Here is a 14251-nt window from a genome sequence, read left to right as displayed (position 1 = left end):
GGTCGATATACCGAAGCAAGGGGAGGCAGAAGTATGCAGTTGTCTGTACGAGAGTTAGCCAAACGCTACAAAACGGGTGACGGGGTAAGCGGCATCAACATCGATATTGAAAAAGGCGAGCTGGTCACCCTTCTTGGTCCCTCCGGGTGCGGGAAAACTACCGTACTCCGGAGCATCGGCGGGTTTCTCGAACCGGACTCCGGTGACATCCTGATCGAGGGCAAAAGTGTCATTCAACTGCCACCGGAGAAACGACCGACCTCGATGGTGTTCCAGAGCTATAACTTGTGGTCGCATATGTCGGTATACGACAATCTGGCCTTCGGCCTGAAGATCCGCAAAATGCCGAAGGAAGAGATCCGCACAGCGGTCGAGGATGCGCTCAAGCTGGTCCGACTGTCGGGTTTCGAGAAGAAATATCCGGCCGAGCTTTCGGGTGGACAGCAGCAGCGGGTTGCGCTGGCTCGGTCTCTGCTGCTGAATCCGGCGGTACTGCTGTTGGACGAGCCTTTCTCGGCGCTGGACGCCAAGCTGCGGCACGAAATGCGTGAGGAGCTGCGTGAGATCCAAATGAAGACCGGGCTGACAATGGTCTTTGTCACGCATGATCAGGAAGAAGCACTATCGTTGTCCGACCGCATTATCGTCATGAATCACGGGCGCATCGAGCAAATTGCTCATCCGCAGCAGATTTACGATGAGCCCGCTTCATTATATGTCGCCGGTTTTATCGGCAAAATGAATTTCCTTAAGGGGGTGGCGGAAGGGGAGAGCATCCGGATTGCACATCTTCGCCTGCCAAACGAGAAGGGGTTAAGTGGACAGGTGACAGCTGCGGTCCGACCAGAAGACGTACAGGTGAGCAGTACTACGATGGGAGAAGGTACTTTGGCGGGTAAGGTCAAGCAGGTCATGATTCTTGGACATTACGCCGAAGTTACCGTGGAACTGGTGGAATTCGGCATTATACGTGCTTTTCTGAACAAGGAATTCGTTGAGCAGCTGCAGGTAGGAAAAGACGTCGGCGTCTCGATCTCGAAAATGACCGGATTCCCGGTCGATGAATCGAACTGAGGAGGATGAATGATATGCGTATGAAAAAGCCATTTTTATCATTGTTGACTGTTGTGGGATTATCAGTGTCATTGCTGGCCGGGTGTGGAAACGGAAGTGAGATAAAAAGTATCACCACCACCGGGGGGAGCGCTGCTGCATCGAGCGATCAGGTGAAATTTAACTTCTACTTTACGGGCTCTCAGAACGTCAAGGATCTGTGGGATTCGCTGGAGCCAATGTTTGAGAAACAGCATCCGGATATCGACGTGAATCTAGTCTATATCCCGTCCGGTACTGGTGCTGAGCCGACCTACGACCGGATCGTGGCCGCCAAGAAAGCGGGTAAGGGCTCAGGAGACATTGACCTCTACGAGGACGGAATCACCTCCGTTGCTCAGGGCACAAAGGATGGTATTTGGGAGCAACTGAACGAGAAGGACATTCCTAACCTGAGCAAAGTCAACACAGACACGATGAAGGATGTGGACAACTTCGCTGTTCCGTATCGTTCGTCCGCCGTGGTTCTAGCCTATGACAGCAGCAAAATCTCCAATCCACCAACTACGCTGGACGAGCTGTTGCAGTGGATCAAAGCCAATCCCGAGCAGTTCGCCTACAATGACCCGTCAACGGGTGGTTCCGGCAGCTCGTTCGTGCAGACGATTGTCTACAAGGACCTGCCGGAAGAGGACATCCACAACTCCGATCCGGCGATCATGGAGAAGTGGGATGGCGGTTTTGACACGCTCAAAGAAATCGGACCGTATGTCTATGGGCAGGGCATCTATCCGAAGAAAAACCAGGGCACGCTGGATCTGTTGATGAATGGCGAAGTGTCCTTAATTCCGGCCTGGTCCGACATGGTGTTGCAGCAGCTGAACGAAGGTTTGTTGCCGGATACAATTAAGATGCAGCAGATCACGCCAGGCTTCAACGGCGGACCAACGTACCTGATGGTCAACCAGGAGTCGGACAAGAAGCAAGCGATCAATGAGTTCCTGAACTTTGTTCTGTCCCCTGAAGCGCAGGAAGTGATCGTTGACAAAATGAATGGCTTCCCGGGCATTGAGCTCTCCAATATGTCACAGGAAATGCAGAATAAGTTCGACGGTGTGGCCGAAGGCTTCCGTACGTTCAACATCGGGGATCTGGGCACGGAAATTAACAAACGCTGGCAGAGCGACGTTGCCGCGAAATGAGTAAGGAAGCCAGACAGTCGATCACAGGCCTGGCGATGGTGCTCCCCTCCTTCGCCATCCTGTTAATCGTTGTCATTATCCCGATTGTTCAATCCTTCATCATGAGCCTGAGCAACGGCTCGGGTGGATACGATCTGAGCCGCTATACCTATCTGTTCACAGATAAGGGGATGCGCAGCAATATCGTATTTACACTTCGGGTCACTGCCATTACGTGTGTTGCCGTAATCTTGATCAGCTACACACTGGCGATCTATATGCGCTTCAACCAGGGGCCGATCGTCAATCTGATTCGTAAAACGTACATGATCCCGCTGTTCATCCCTGGTGTTATTGCAACTTACGGTCTGATCAATTTGCTTGGCAATCATGGCTGGCTCGCCCGTATGCTTGAGGTGGTCGGGATTACGCTGCCACGCATCATCTTTGACGAGAAAGGGATTATCATCGCCAACCTATGGTTCAACATTCCATTTACGACCATGCTGCTCAGTTCCGCGCTGTCGGGTATTCCTTCATCGATCATTGAGAGTGCAAAGGACGTGGGTGTAGGCAGACTGACGCTATTTACCCGGTTTATTTTCCCGCTGTCGTACAAGACATTTCTTGTTGCCCTGACCTTTGTCTTCATGGGGGTCATCGGCTCGTTCACTGCACCCTATCTGATCGGAGCCAACTCTCCGCAGATGCTTGGTGTCTCCATGCAGCAGGTATTCAGCGTTTTCCAGGAGCGTGAACAAGCCGCAGCGATTGCTTTCTTCTCATTCCTGCTCTGCTCGGTGCTGGGTGCTTTCTACATCCGGTCGATGGCGGAAGAGGAGAAGGCGAAGATTTAGACGGGTTGCGCTCAATGATCTTGCATTTATATTTCCAGTCGTATCACTTAAATTGATGAATTGACCTATAGCGAATACCGCACAGATGTCCCATTCGCACAGGCAAGCAGTCCACTTATCGCGTAAACTGAAGTAGATTCAGTAGAGCGAGGTGAAATTCAATGGCTAAAACCAACGAAATACGCCTAAAGGCAAAGCGGTATAAAGCCCGGCCCGTCTGCGTGACTCTTCATAGTGGTGAAACGTATATCGGTTACATTTCTGACGTGAATAGCGGAGGCGTGGTGCTTACCGGGGGAGGAAAAATATCGCGGACGGCGACCACAGGGGACAGTTCCCAGCGTTCCAAGCAAAAGGTTGCACCCAGCAAGAGCGGTCGTTCTCAGAACCGGAAACGGGTGAATGGTACGCGCAAGCCGTCTACCCGTTCGCGCACAGTGTCGCGTGCGCAGGTTTCGTCCTTTCTACCGATGATGGGTTCGCTGTTTGGCGGGCTTGGCGGTGCGGCTTCGGCTGGCGGTATGCTTGGCGGCGGAATGCGGATATTCGGCATGATCCAGCAATTCATGCCGGTCATGAAAATGGGCTACGGCATGATCAAATCCATCCATCCGTTTATGGGTGCCGTCAAAGGTCTGATGGCTCCGCCTAGTCAGGCCGAAGAACAAGAGGTATAATGCAATATTCAGCCCCTTTGAAGACGGAAGGGGCTTTTCTTTTTTTAGTGTCAAGGTGTTATTGATAAAAAAAGTTGCGAAGCTTTGACCATTTGGATATGATTATCTAATTGGTTGTTCCAGCTTATACATTTAATTGATGATAAAAGATAGTGAGGTCAGAAAACAATGATTGCAAAAACAGAGGAAGACTTTAATGGTTTGAAGGAAATTGGCAGAATTGTTGCCTTTATCAGAGATGAATTGGTGCAAAGAACAGTTCCTGGCATAACGACGAAGGAACTTGATGATATAGCTGGAGAGCTTTTTGAGAAAGAAGGAGCAGTCTCAGCTCCAAAAAGTGCATATAATTTTCCTGGCTATACTTGCATTAGTGTTAATGAAGAAGTAGCACATGGTATTCCGGGGCAACGGGTTATTCAAGAAGGAGATCTAGTCAACATAGATGTCTCTGGCTCGAAGAACAGTTATTTCGCTGATACAGGAATCTCGTTTGTAGTAGGCGAAGGAGAAGAAGTGTTAACGAAAATATGCGACGTTGCTAAACTAGCATTTGAAGCAGGTCTTAAAAAAGCAAAACCTGGTTCCAAAAAAAGCGGCATCGGAAAAGCGGTATTCCTAACAGCAAAACAGCATGGATTAACCGTTATTAAAAACCTTACAGGACATGGTGTTGGACGTAACATACACGAAGCACCTGACCATATTTATAATTATAACGATACATCGGATGATGAGTTATTAAAAGAAGGCATGGTTATTGCATTCGAACCATTTATCTCAACTTTAGAAGAACAAGTGTATCAAAAAGAAGACGAATGGACCTTTGCTACAGAAAAAAGCTATGTAGCTCAAGTGGAACATACGATTATCCTTACTAAAAATGGCCCGATCATTGTCACACAATAATATCAAGAGCATGTCTAAGGTCGATTTCCCAACTGGGAAATCGGCTTTTTTTTGATGCCTTTTAACCAAACGGATCGAGGAAGGAGGGAATGAGCTATATGGAATGATGTACAATAATAATATTGAGGAACAAAAACTACAATTGGTAAATTGTGATGAGGAGCGGATGGAGTTTGAACAGAACAGTCATACTGGAGCGTCTTCAATCACAGCTGTACGAGGGAAATCACATCATCGGTGTCTCGACAGGCACGGGGATTACAGCCAAGTATGCAGCTCAGAGTGGAGCGGATTTTATATTAATGCTGAACTCCGGCAAGTTTCGCCAGATGGGGAGGAGCTCTCTTGCCGGTTTTCTTCCATTTTGCAACAGTAATGATATGGTGATGGATTTTGCGTCAAGAGAAATTGTGCCGCTGGTGAGGCATTCTCCCGTACTCTTTGGACTGAATGCAAATGATCCAACCATAGAAATGGCTGATTATATAGAGGGAATCAAGAGGAGAGGGTTTTCGGGAGTCAACAACTATCCTACGGTCGGCTTGATAGACGGATTATTCAGAGAGGCTCTGGAGGAAGACGGGATTCGTTATGACGTCGAGGTTGAGGCCATACGTCTGGCCCATCGACAGGATTTGTTTACGGTGGCGTTCGTATTTGATGAGCTTCAGGCTGCCCAGATGATTGAAGCGGGGGCAGATGTAATCTGTGCTCATCTTGGCCTAACCGAAGGCGGGTTATTGGGTGCACGGAAGGTTGTATCCTTGGAGGCCGCCAAATCAAAGGCACTGCGTATTTTTGATACCTGCAATCAGCTTAAGCCGGATTTGATCAAGATGATTTATGGCGGTCCGGTAAAGACGCCGGTCGATGTCCAGTACATGTATAGCGACAACACAGACATTATGGGGTATATTGGCGGGTCTGCTTTTGAACGAATTCCTTCCGAGAAGTCGATTACGGCAGTTACTCGCGATTTTAAACGCCTGGGTAAACTGGATGAGGACGATTTTATGGTCAAAATGCTGAAAGGCATTACCCAGCATTATGATTACGTTGAGTTTGTCAAAGAGTATGTGGCGCAAAACTACAGTAGTGAAATTATTTTTTCGGATCTGGCCAAGGTTGCTCATGTTTCCCGCAGCTATTTGAGCAGTTTGTTTAAAAAGGAGGTTGGCTGCAGCTTTCAGACCTATCTGGTAAGCTTCCGCATCAATAAAGCCGTCACGCTTCTTCATGCGCCGCAGCTTCAATTATCCGAGGTGGCTGAGATGGTAGGGTATCCCAATTACGCACAATTCAGCAAAATGTTTAAAAAGCTTAAGGGCTGCTCTCCCAAAAAGTACAGATCTAACCTAAACACAAAAACATAGAACTTAAAAGCGTTTTCATAAATAAACAGGACCAGTATGATGAAGCTATAACGATCGTACTGGTTTTTCTGTTAGCAAAAAAAATCAGCGTGCTACCTGCGATCGAGCTTGGTTTCTAAAGAGTCATACGAGGAGGCCGTGGAATGAAGACCGTCGCAATCATTGGAACATTTGACACAAAGGGTGATGAATACCTTTACATCAAGAGCATTGCAGAGGAGCTTGGGTTGGGGACTTTGATGATTCATACAGGTGTATTTGAACCATCCTTTGTTCCGGATGTGTCCAATCAGGAAGTCGCCCACGCCGCAGGCATGGTCATAGAAGAACTTGCGGCAAAGAAGGATCGGGCTTTGGCTACAGAGGTTTTGTCCATAGGCTTGAAGAAGCTGGTGCCACAGTTGTACAAACAAGGTAAATTTGACGGAATCATTTCCTTTGGTGGCACTGGTGGGACCTCACTGGTCACACCTGCCATGAGAGCTCTGCCGATTGGAGTCCCTAAGGTGATGGTATCAACCGTTGCTTCTGGAAACACAGCTCCATACGTAGGCACGAGTGATATTGTCATGATTCCGTCTGTGGTGGATGTAGCCGGATTGAACTCCATTTCTACGAAAATATTTACAAATGCATTATTTGCGATGGCGGGCATGCTCAAGTTTGAGCATACGCACAAACCGGATAAGAAGCCGCTGGTTGCAGCCACGATGTTCGGAGTGACAACACCATGTGTGACAGCGGCAAGAAAATATTTGGAGGAGCGGGGCTATGAGGTGCTTGTGTTCCACGCTACGGGCATCGGAGGGCAGTCGATGGAGGCGTTGATTGAAGCAGGCTTCATTGAAGGGGTATTGGACTTGACCACGACGGAGTGGGCGGATGAAATCATCGGCGGTGTCTTAAATGCGGGGCCGAATCGCTTAGAGGCTGCAGGCCACAATCGCATTCCGCAGGTAGTCTCGGTGGGCGCCTTGGATATGTGCAATTTTGGGCCGAGCGATACTGTGCCGGAGAAATTCAAGGATCATAAATTTTATCAGCATAATCCGACGGTAACCCTGATGAGAACCACGGTGGAAGAGAATGAGCAGATCGGCAGGAAGCTTGCGGAGAAGCTGAACATGGCAAAGGAACGCACCGTGCTAATGCTACCACTTAGAGGCGTATCCGCAATTGATGTAGAGGGGGAGCCTTTCTACGGACCGGAGGAGGACCGGATGTTGTTTGATACCCTGCGCCAGCATGTCGATCGCTCAATTGTTGAAGTGATTGAAATGGATTGCACCATCAACGATCCAGCCTTTGCAGAGGCCGCAGCACAAAAGCTGATCGCTCTCATGACATCAAATTCCTAATGAATCCAATAAGGAGGATAACGAAATGAATAAGCTGAACAGATCAGAAATTATGGACAAATTTAGGGGAGAGGTAGAGCAGGGTAAAATCTTACTAGGTGTCGGAGCAGGCACAGGCATTACGGCCAAGAGCAGTGAAGCGGGCGGAGCAGATATGTTAATCGTATACAATTCCGGTCGGTACAGAATGGCGGGCCGCGGCTCGCTGGCGGGCTTGCTCTCCTATGGAGATGCCAATCAAATCGTCGTTGAGATGGGTGCCGAGGTGCTGCCCGTCGTCAAACATACGCCTGTTCTGGCAGGGGTGTGCGGCACCGACCCTTTCCGAATAATGGAGGTATACCTGAAGCAGCTGAAGGAGCAGGGCTTCAGCGGAGTTCAAAACTTCCCAACCGTTGGTTTGATTGATGGGGTGTTCAGACAAAACCTGGAGGAAACCGGTATGGGGTACGACCTGGAGGTTGAAATGATCCGTATCGCCCATGAATTGGATTTGCTGACTACGCCTTATGTTTTTGATCCTGCTCAGGCAAAAGCTATGGCGGAGGCGGGGGCTGACATTTTGGTTGCGCACATGGGGTTGACGACCAAGGGCTCCATTGGTGCAAAAACAGCACTGACCCTGGACGACTGTGTACAACGAATTGAAGCTATTATTGAAGCAGGGCGGGCTGTGAACCCGGAGATCATGATTATTTGCCACGGTGGACCCATTGCAGAGCCGGAGGATGCGGCCTATGTCATTGAGAGAACGAAGGGCATCGATGGATTCTTCGGCGCATCCAGCATCGAGCGCTTTGCGGCAGAGAAAGGTATTACACAGCAGACGGAGTCCTTCAAGTCGATTCGGAAATAGCATCAACTTAACGACAGTCAATTATTTGGCTGTCGTTTTTTTATCCATAGGAAAGAGGAGATTCCCAACTTCTCATATGAGCGCTTACATTTTACTGTTGCGATCTCCCATAATGTTCAGTAAATTGGGAGGTATACACCGAGGGGAGGGCTGAGCAATAATCATGTTGACCAGATGGCTGCGACGAATAACGCCAGGCACGTTTAAACACCGAATACTATTTTCGTTTCTATTATTCCTCCTGACGCCTATAGCCATATTAGTTCTCTACAACTTCCGAGAAACGGAAGTTATGCTCCAGCGGGATGCTTCGGACATTAACGTCAAGCAACTCGAAGGCATCAAAGCCGATCTTATTGATTTGATGAGTCTTGTGATGAAGACTGGGATGCTGCTGGATCAGGATTCTGTCCTCCGGGAAGTGATGCAGAAGCCGGAATTATATGATGCTATCCATCGAAAGCGGATTGTGGAAAATAAATTCGCTAGTATTGAAAACAGCTTTTTCCTTACAGGAGCTACCGTATTCTACACATTGATCGATTTAAAAGGAAACGCTTACACTTCGTATACGCCAGAGAATTCTCTGAATTATGCCCACATCAGTTCCGAGCCTTGGGTACAGGAGCTGAAGAGGACTGAGGGACAACGGTACGTATGGAAATCCAATGATTTGACGACTGGCGTTCGTGAGAGAAAAGGAAATCGGATGCTGAGCCTTTACGAAGTGCTGCGTGACGACGGACTAAAACCATTTGCTTATGGACGTTTTAGTATCGATTATGAAGCATGGTTTCAGGAAAAAACGGAGGGAAATACATTCGGTAGCGATAGCGAAGGAGCCTATTTTCTAATGGATGGATATGGGAATATTATGCTTCAATCCAAGTCGGGAGACAGCGTCCCTTATACCGTGTCATCTGCCATTCCAGCAGCAAGTCAGAGTCAGGGACAGGATACCTTCTCCCAATCCATTGTGAACAATCATATGATGTATACCTATAGCAAAATTCAAGAGCTTGACGGTTATCTTGTGAAAAAGATTCCCCTGTCCTTGTTATTTGAAGAAGTGAACAAACAGAAGCTGAGGTTCTATACCGTATATGGGGCCATCCTGCTGCTGTTTGTGTTGCTGACTTACTTCATTTCCTCAACGGTTACCGGTCCTTTAAAGCATCTTCAACGAAAGATGGAGACAACCGTAAAATTGAATTTGAAGACAAAGCTGCCGGAACAAGGTAAAGGTGAATTGCTGGCCCTAACCCGAAGCTTCAATTTCATGATCGCAGACATCAATAATCTATTGGAACAGTTAAAGCTTGAGGAGCGGCAAAAGCAGTTTGTCCGATTTCAGGTGTTGCTTGGTCAGATGAACCCTCATTTTTTGCTGAATACGCTGAATACAATCAAGAGCATTGCACTGGATAAGGATGAAGATGAGATTTACGAGATTTGTGTATCGCTAGGAAAAATATTAGAAACTACGCTGAATTTGGAGGTTGATCTTATTCTTCTGAAGGAGGAAATTGTGCTAATTGAATCCTATATGGATATCCAACGGAAACGGTTTGGACATGGCATCGAGCTCCACTATGAAGTTTCCAGGGATCTGGAGTATGCGTTGATTCCGAAATTTTGTCTACAGCCGCTGGTAGAAAATTCATTGATTCACGGGTTTGGACAAACACAGCTTGAGGGGCAGATCGACATTCGTGCATCAAGCCACCACTCTCTGCTTATTTTGGAGGTCGCGGATAATGGCATAGGAATCAAAAAATCCCAGGCGAATCAGTCCTACCGGAAACGAAAAAGCATTGGTGTACAGAACCTTCGCGAGAGTTTGGAGCTTATGTTTAAGAACCAGCCAACAGGACTTCGGATAGAGTCGACGGACGAAGGGACGAAGGTCATCATGCATTTCCCATTATTGTTATCCAAACCCTATTTGAAGGAGGGGAGCACCATTGTGGCGCACATTGATCGTTGAAGATGAACAGTACGCAAGAGCAAGCTTGTGCAAATTGTTTACAAAGGCGAATATTCCGTTTGAAATTATCGGTGAGGCGGTAAATGGCGAGGAAGGTTTGCAGTTGATTCGGGAACTGCAGCCTGATGTTGTCATTTCCGACATTTTCATGCCGCTAATGGATGGCATCCGTTTACTCCAGCTCACGAGAAAGGAAGGACATGAATGCCGATTCGTTATGTTGACGGCAGTAAGTGAATTCGAGTATGCCAGACAAGCATTGGAATACGGGGCTTCAGGTTATTTGATGAAACTTTCTCTGGATTTGAAGGAACTGAAGCAAACCATGGACAAAGTAGCCGGAGAGCTGACAAGAATGGATAAGCTTCGCTTGGCAGATAAATGGTTCCCGGATAAGACTACCCAAGAACCAACAGATCATCCAGAGCTGAACCGAATGATTACCTACATTGAGGAGCATTTCGCCGAGGATGTGACATTAAAGAGATTGGCTGAATATGTTCGCATGGATGCCAGTTATGTCAGTGACTTATTTAAGAAAAAGATGGGGATCACGATGACGCATTTTATTCAGAACCGCCGCGTTCAAGCAGCGAAAATGCTGCTGACAGAGACGGAGAAAACGGTGAGTGAAGTTGGCAGGTTGGTAGGCTTCGAGAACGACAATTATTTCATTAAAATATTCAAGCGGTGGTGTGGGTTGACCCCGAACGAATACCGGAAAGAACAAAAAATCGTTCTATGAATATCCAAACACCGTTCATACCCCCAATGTCAGGCTGGTGATAAAGTTAAAGACGTAGCAAGCAGCTTATCAACTCGATAAGGGGGACTGTAAATGAAATATAGAAATTGGTTAAAGGCAGCTTTGATTACGACTTTGACAGCTTCGATGCTCAGCGCGTGCGGAGGGGCTAACAACGAGGGAGCGAGTGCAGGATCGGCAAATCAAAATGCCGGTGAGACCATCAACCTCACGCTTTGGGGAGCTGTTCCTGCCGAGGCTGGACCTCAAGAAGTGATTGACAGCTGGAACAAAGAAAATCCCGACATTCAGGTCGAGTACTTCCGTTATGTAAATGATGACCCCGGTAACCTAAAGCTGGATACGGCGCTCATGACGGGTCAGGACGCAGACTTGTTCGTCAACTACACGCTTAACCGTTTACAGAAACGTGTTGATGCAGGAGTCGCTTTGGATCTGAGCAGCCGAACAGATTACAACATCGACGAGCAAATGGGGGTAGACGCCGCTCAATGGAAAATCGGGGATAAGTATTATGGCATTCCGACAAAGAAAAACATGTTATTCATCTGGCTTAACAAAAGCATGCTGGATGAAGCCGGTCTTCCGATTCCTCCCGTTGATTGGACATGGGATGACTTGAGAGAATATGCGAAAGCGCTAACAAAATCAAATGTGTACGGTCTTATGCAGCATGATGCTGCCTTTACCGCCGCAATTGACGGTACCATAGCGGGTCTTGGGGTAACCACGCCGGAAGGAACATCTAACTTTAATAATGATCTTTGGAAAAAGCAGCTTCAAATCGTGCATGACATGATGTTTGTGGACAAATCGACGCCCGAATATGGAGAACAAGTAACAAGCAAGATGCCGGTAGACACAATGTTCCTTAAAGGGGAAGCAGCTATGTTAGCCGCAGGAGAATTTATTTTCCGCAACGCCAATAACCTGAAGGATTTTCCACATGACTTCAAAATCGCATTCGCTACAATTCCGAAAGTATCTGCCGATCAGAAGGATTATAAGTATGCTGGTGGTTTAGGTGATATGCTCTCCGTTAACGCAAAATCCAAACATCAGGATGCGGCATGGAAGTTCGCAAAGTGGTATGCGGACGGCGGAATGTTGCCGATGGCAAGTGGAGGGCGCCTTCCATCCTCGAAGAGCGTTGATAACAAGCAGGCGATGGACCTGCTGCTCAAAGGTGTTGAAGACAAATACGATACAGAGTCGATGAATAGCGTTGTGTTCGGTGAGTTCCCATCATTCCAGCTGAATGTACCGCAGCAAGCGCTGGATGCCCGCAAGGAAGAATATGAGAAATACTTCCTGAATGAGCAGGATATCGATACAACGCTTAAGAATATGGCCAAACGCCATCAGGAATATATCAAATAATCGAATAATCGAATATTGACAATATCCTTAAGAGAGAAGAAGGATTCTTCGCTTCCGTCTTCTCTCTTTGCTGTATTTAAAAAGTTTCATACGAGAAGAAAGGCGGCGTTTTCTGTGAAAAGGAACAGCTGGATTCGGAAACAAGGCTGGGTGGGCTACGTTTTTATTTTGCCTAATATGCTCGGTATCCTGGCATTTTTTATTCTGCCTGCCTTGTACTCCTTCTTTATGATGTTCACGGACTATCAATTCGCCAATCCGAATTGGACGTTCACCGGATTAGATAATATCCAACGCCTTTTTGGTGATGATCAGTTCTATGCTTCAATCAAATATACGATCATATTCCTGATGTCCGTTCCGGTCTCATTAGCAATTGCATTTCTCGTTGCTCTTGTGCTTAACCGGAGCGTGTATTTGAAAGGATTGCTTAGAGGCATGTTCTTCCTGCCATATATCTCAAGCGGTGTTGCTGTTGCTTTTGTATGGATGCTACTGTTCCAGCCGTCCCAGGGGCCAATTAATGAAGTACTTCGCTTTATCGGCATTGTATCGCCTCCGGGTTGGTTCGCCGATTCAAGTTCGGCGATGTATGCCATTGACGTCGTGCAAATCTGGTTTATGTTAGGTTACAACATGATTATCTATTTGGCAGCTCTGCAAGAGATTTCGACCGAGCAACTTGAAGCGGCGCGTATCGACGGGGCAGGGAAAGTGACTATTACATGGAGAATTGTGTGGCCACTTGTTAGTCCAACGACATTTATGCTATTGATTACGGGGCTGATTATGACGGTCAAATCCTTCTCTCTCATCCAAGCGATTACGGGCGGCGGCCCAAGCGGAAGCACTACGATTCTGTCGCTGTTCGTCTACAAAACGGCATTTAGCTATTATGAGATGGGCTATGCGTCAACCATTTCCTGGTTCCTGTTTGCGGTTATTCTTGTCATTACCATTATCCAATGGGTCGGCCAAAAACGCTGGGTCCATTACTAGAGAGGAGCTGGCTCTATGTTTAGAACAACGAAGACACGCTCGGTTAAGCTTTCTGTCACGATCCTTATGCTGATTGCAGGGTTGTTTATGATAGTCCCTTTTTTATGGATGCTCAGTACTTCCTTCCAGACCCCAAGTGAAGTATTCCGCCAATGGCTTCCTTCGAAGCTGGACTGGACCAGCCATAAGCGAATCTGGACGGGAAACTATAACTTTCTCCCTTATTATTTGAACTCAATTAAGATTGCCGTGATTGGTACAGCAGGTGCCGTTTTTTTGTCGGCTTTTGCTGCTTATGGCTTCGCCCGTACGGAATTTAAAGGACGTAATACCCTCTTCATCGTGTATCTATCCATGATGATGATTCCTCCTCAAGTCGTTTTTGTTCCGAAGTTTATCCTGTTTAACTGGCTTCATATTTATAACACGCATTGGGCATTAATTCTGCCAGCCATGTTCTCGATATTTGGCGTATTTATGCTCCGTCAATTCTTTCTCAGTATACCGAACGAGATTACAGAATCTGCATTACTCGATGGTGCGGGTCATTTTCGAATTTTCTTCAAGCTGGTGTTACCGTTAGCCAAACCAGCGCTTGCAACGTTTGCGATTATCGATTTTTCCTGGCAGTGGAATGATTATGAGAATGCTCTGGTTTTCCTGCAGAGTCCAAAGCTTTATACGATTCCGCTTGGTCTACAAAATTTCGTTTTGGAAAACAACGTTGATTATAACGGAATGATGGCAGCTTCTTCCGCAGCGATTATCCCTATGATTTTAATCTTTCTGCTTGGTCAGAAATATATTATTCAAGGTGTATCCAGTTCAGCTGTAAAAGGCTAATTCAAAGGAGGC

At 47.1% G+C, this 14251-nt stretch carries 13 protein-coding genes; all 13 read left to right on the top strand.

Annotation, left to right across the window (positions count from 1 at the left end):
• Positions 1-33 precede the first annotated feature (33 nt).
• The 13 genes from BLV50_RS07890 (at position 34) to BLV50_RS07830 (ending at position 14239) form a co-directional block, all read left to right on the top strand.
• A complete protein-coding gene (locus BLV50_RS07890; RefSeq protein WP_063568310.1) occupies positions 34-1074 on the top strand; it encodes an ABC transporter ATP-binding protein in 1041 nt (346 codons plus the stop codon).
• 14 nt (positions 1075-1088) lie between these two features.
• Complete coding sequence (locus BLV50_RS07885; RefSeq protein ID WP_063568309.1) at positions 1089-2255, top strand: extracellular solute-binding protein; 1167 nt, start codon at positions 1089-1091, stop codon at positions 2253-2255.
• Complete coding sequence (locus tag BLV50_RS07880; protein WP_063568308.1) at positions 2252-3091, top strand: ABC transporter permease; 840 nt, start codon at positions 2252-2254, stop codon at positions 3089-3091. Before BLV50_RS07885 ends, BLV50_RS07880 begins: the two co-directional genes overlap by 4 nt.
• Positions 3092-3252: 161 nt before the next feature.
• A complete protein-coding gene (locus BLV50_RS07875; RefSeq protein WP_063568307.1) occupies positions 3253-3768 on the top strand; it encodes a hypothetical protein in 516 nt (171 codons plus the stop codon).
• Positions 3769-3936: 168 nt separating this feature from the next.
• The gene (gene map, locus BLV50_RS07870; RefSeq protein WP_063568306.1) at positions 3937-4677 is read left to right on the top strand and encodes a type I methionyl aminopeptidase; all 741 of its coding nucleotides are present in this window, start codon (positions 3937-3939) and stop codon (positions 4675-4677) included.
• A gap of 173 nt (positions 4678-4850) precedes the next feature.
• Positions 4851-6050: a phosphoenolpyruvate hydrolase family protein gene (locus BLV50_RS07865; protein WP_256337891.1), complete on the top strand. Its 1200-nt coding sequence runs from the start codon at positions 4851-4853 to the stop codon at positions 6048-6050.
• A gap of 143 nt (positions 6051-6193) precedes the next feature.
• A complete protein-coding gene (locus BLV50_RS07860; RefSeq protein ID WP_090806847.1) occupies positions 6194-7408 on the top strand; it encodes a Tm-1-like ATP-binding domain-containing protein in 1215 nt (404 codons plus the stop codon).
• A gap of 52 nt (positions 7409-7460) precedes the next feature.
• Entirely contained in the window at positions 7461-8264 is an 804-nt protein-coding gene (locus BLV50_RS07855; protein ID WP_371121623.1) for a phosphoenolpyruvate hydrolase family protein, read from the top strand.
• Between the two features lie 163 nt (positions 8265-8427).
• A complete protein-coding gene (locus BLV50_RS07850) occupies positions 8428-10251 on the top strand; it encodes a cache domain-containing sensor histidine kinase (protein WP_090806844.1) in 1824 nt (607 codons plus the stop codon).
• Entirely contained in the window at positions 10229-10996 is a 768-nt protein-coding gene (locus BLV50_RS07845; RefSeq protein ID WP_090806842.1) for a response regulator transcription factor, read from the top strand. The genes BLV50_RS07850 and BLV50_RS07845 overlap by 23 nt, the downstream gene beginning before the upstream one ends.
• A 93-nt stretch (positions 10997-11089) precedes the next feature.
• The gene (locus BLV50_RS07840; protein ID WP_072733141.1) at positions 11090-12397 is read left to right on the top strand and encodes an ABC transporter substrate-binding protein; all 1308 of its coding nucleotides are present in this window, start codon (positions 11090-11092) and stop codon (positions 12395-12397) included.
• Positions 12398-12511: 114 nt separating this feature from the next.
• Entirely contained in the window at positions 12512-13396 is an 885-nt protein-coding gene (locus tag BLV50_RS07835; protein WP_090806840.1) for a carbohydrate ABC transporter permease, read from the top strand.
• Between the two features lie 15 nt (positions 13397-13411).
• Positions 13412-14239, top strand: a complete 828-nt coding sequence (locus BLV50_RS07830; RefSeq protein WP_064637560.1) for a carbohydrate ABC transporter permease — start codon at positions 13412-13414, stop codon at positions 14237-14239.
• Positions 14240-14251: the final 12 nt, after the last annotated feature.

Source organism: Paenibacillus sp. 276b (assembly GCF_900107875.1).
In the GTDB taxonomy this organism is placed as follows: Bacteria; Bacillota; Bacilli; order Paenibacillales; family Paenibacillaceae; genus Paenibacillus; species Paenibacillus marchantiae.
This window is presented reverse-complemented; position numbering and strand designations above follow the sequence as displayed.

Excerpts from the sequence above, each read along its gene's own strand:
- BLV50_RS07840 (WP_072733141.1), top strand. The coding sequence starts at position 11,090 with ATGAAATATAGAAATTGGTTAAAGGCAGCTTTGATTACGACTTTGACA.
- BLV50_RS07875 (WP_063568307.1), top strand. The coding sequence starts at position 3,253 with ATGGCTAAAACCAACGAAATACGCCTAAAGGCAAAGCGGTATAAAGCC.
- BLV50_RS07885 (WP_063568309.1), top strand. The coding sequence starts at position 1,089 with ATGCGTATGAAAAAGCCATTTTTATCATTGTTGACTGTTGTGGGATTA.
- BLV50_RS07860 (WP_090806847.1), top strand. The coding sequence starts at position 6,194 with ATGAAGACCGTCGCAATCATTGGAACATTTGACACAAAGGGTGATGAA.
- BLV50_RS07880 (WP_063568308.1), top strand. The coding sequence starts at position 2,252 with ATGAGTAAGGAAGCCAGACAGTCGATCACAGGCCTGGCGATGGTGCTC.
- BLV50_RS07890 (WP_063568310.1), top strand. The coding sequence starts at position 34 with ATGCAGTTGTCTGTACGAGAGTTAGCCAAACGCTACAAAACGGGTGAC.
- map (WP_063568306.1), top strand. The coding sequence starts at position 3,937 with ATGATTGCAAAAACAGAGGAAGACTTTAATGGTTTGAAGGAAATTGGC.
- BLV50_RS07850 (WP_090806844.1), top strand. The coding sequence starts at position 8,428 with ATGTTGACCAGATGGCTGCGACGAATAACGCCAGGCACGTTTAAACAC.
- BLV50_RS07830 (WP_064637560.1), top strand. The coding sequence starts at position 13,412 with ATGTTTAGAACAACGAAGACACGCTCGGTTAAGCTTTCTGTCACGATC.
- BLV50_RS07855 (WP_371121623.1), top strand. The coding sequence starts at position 7,461 with ATGGACAAATTTAGGGGAGAGGTAGAGCAGGGTAAAATCTTACTAGGT.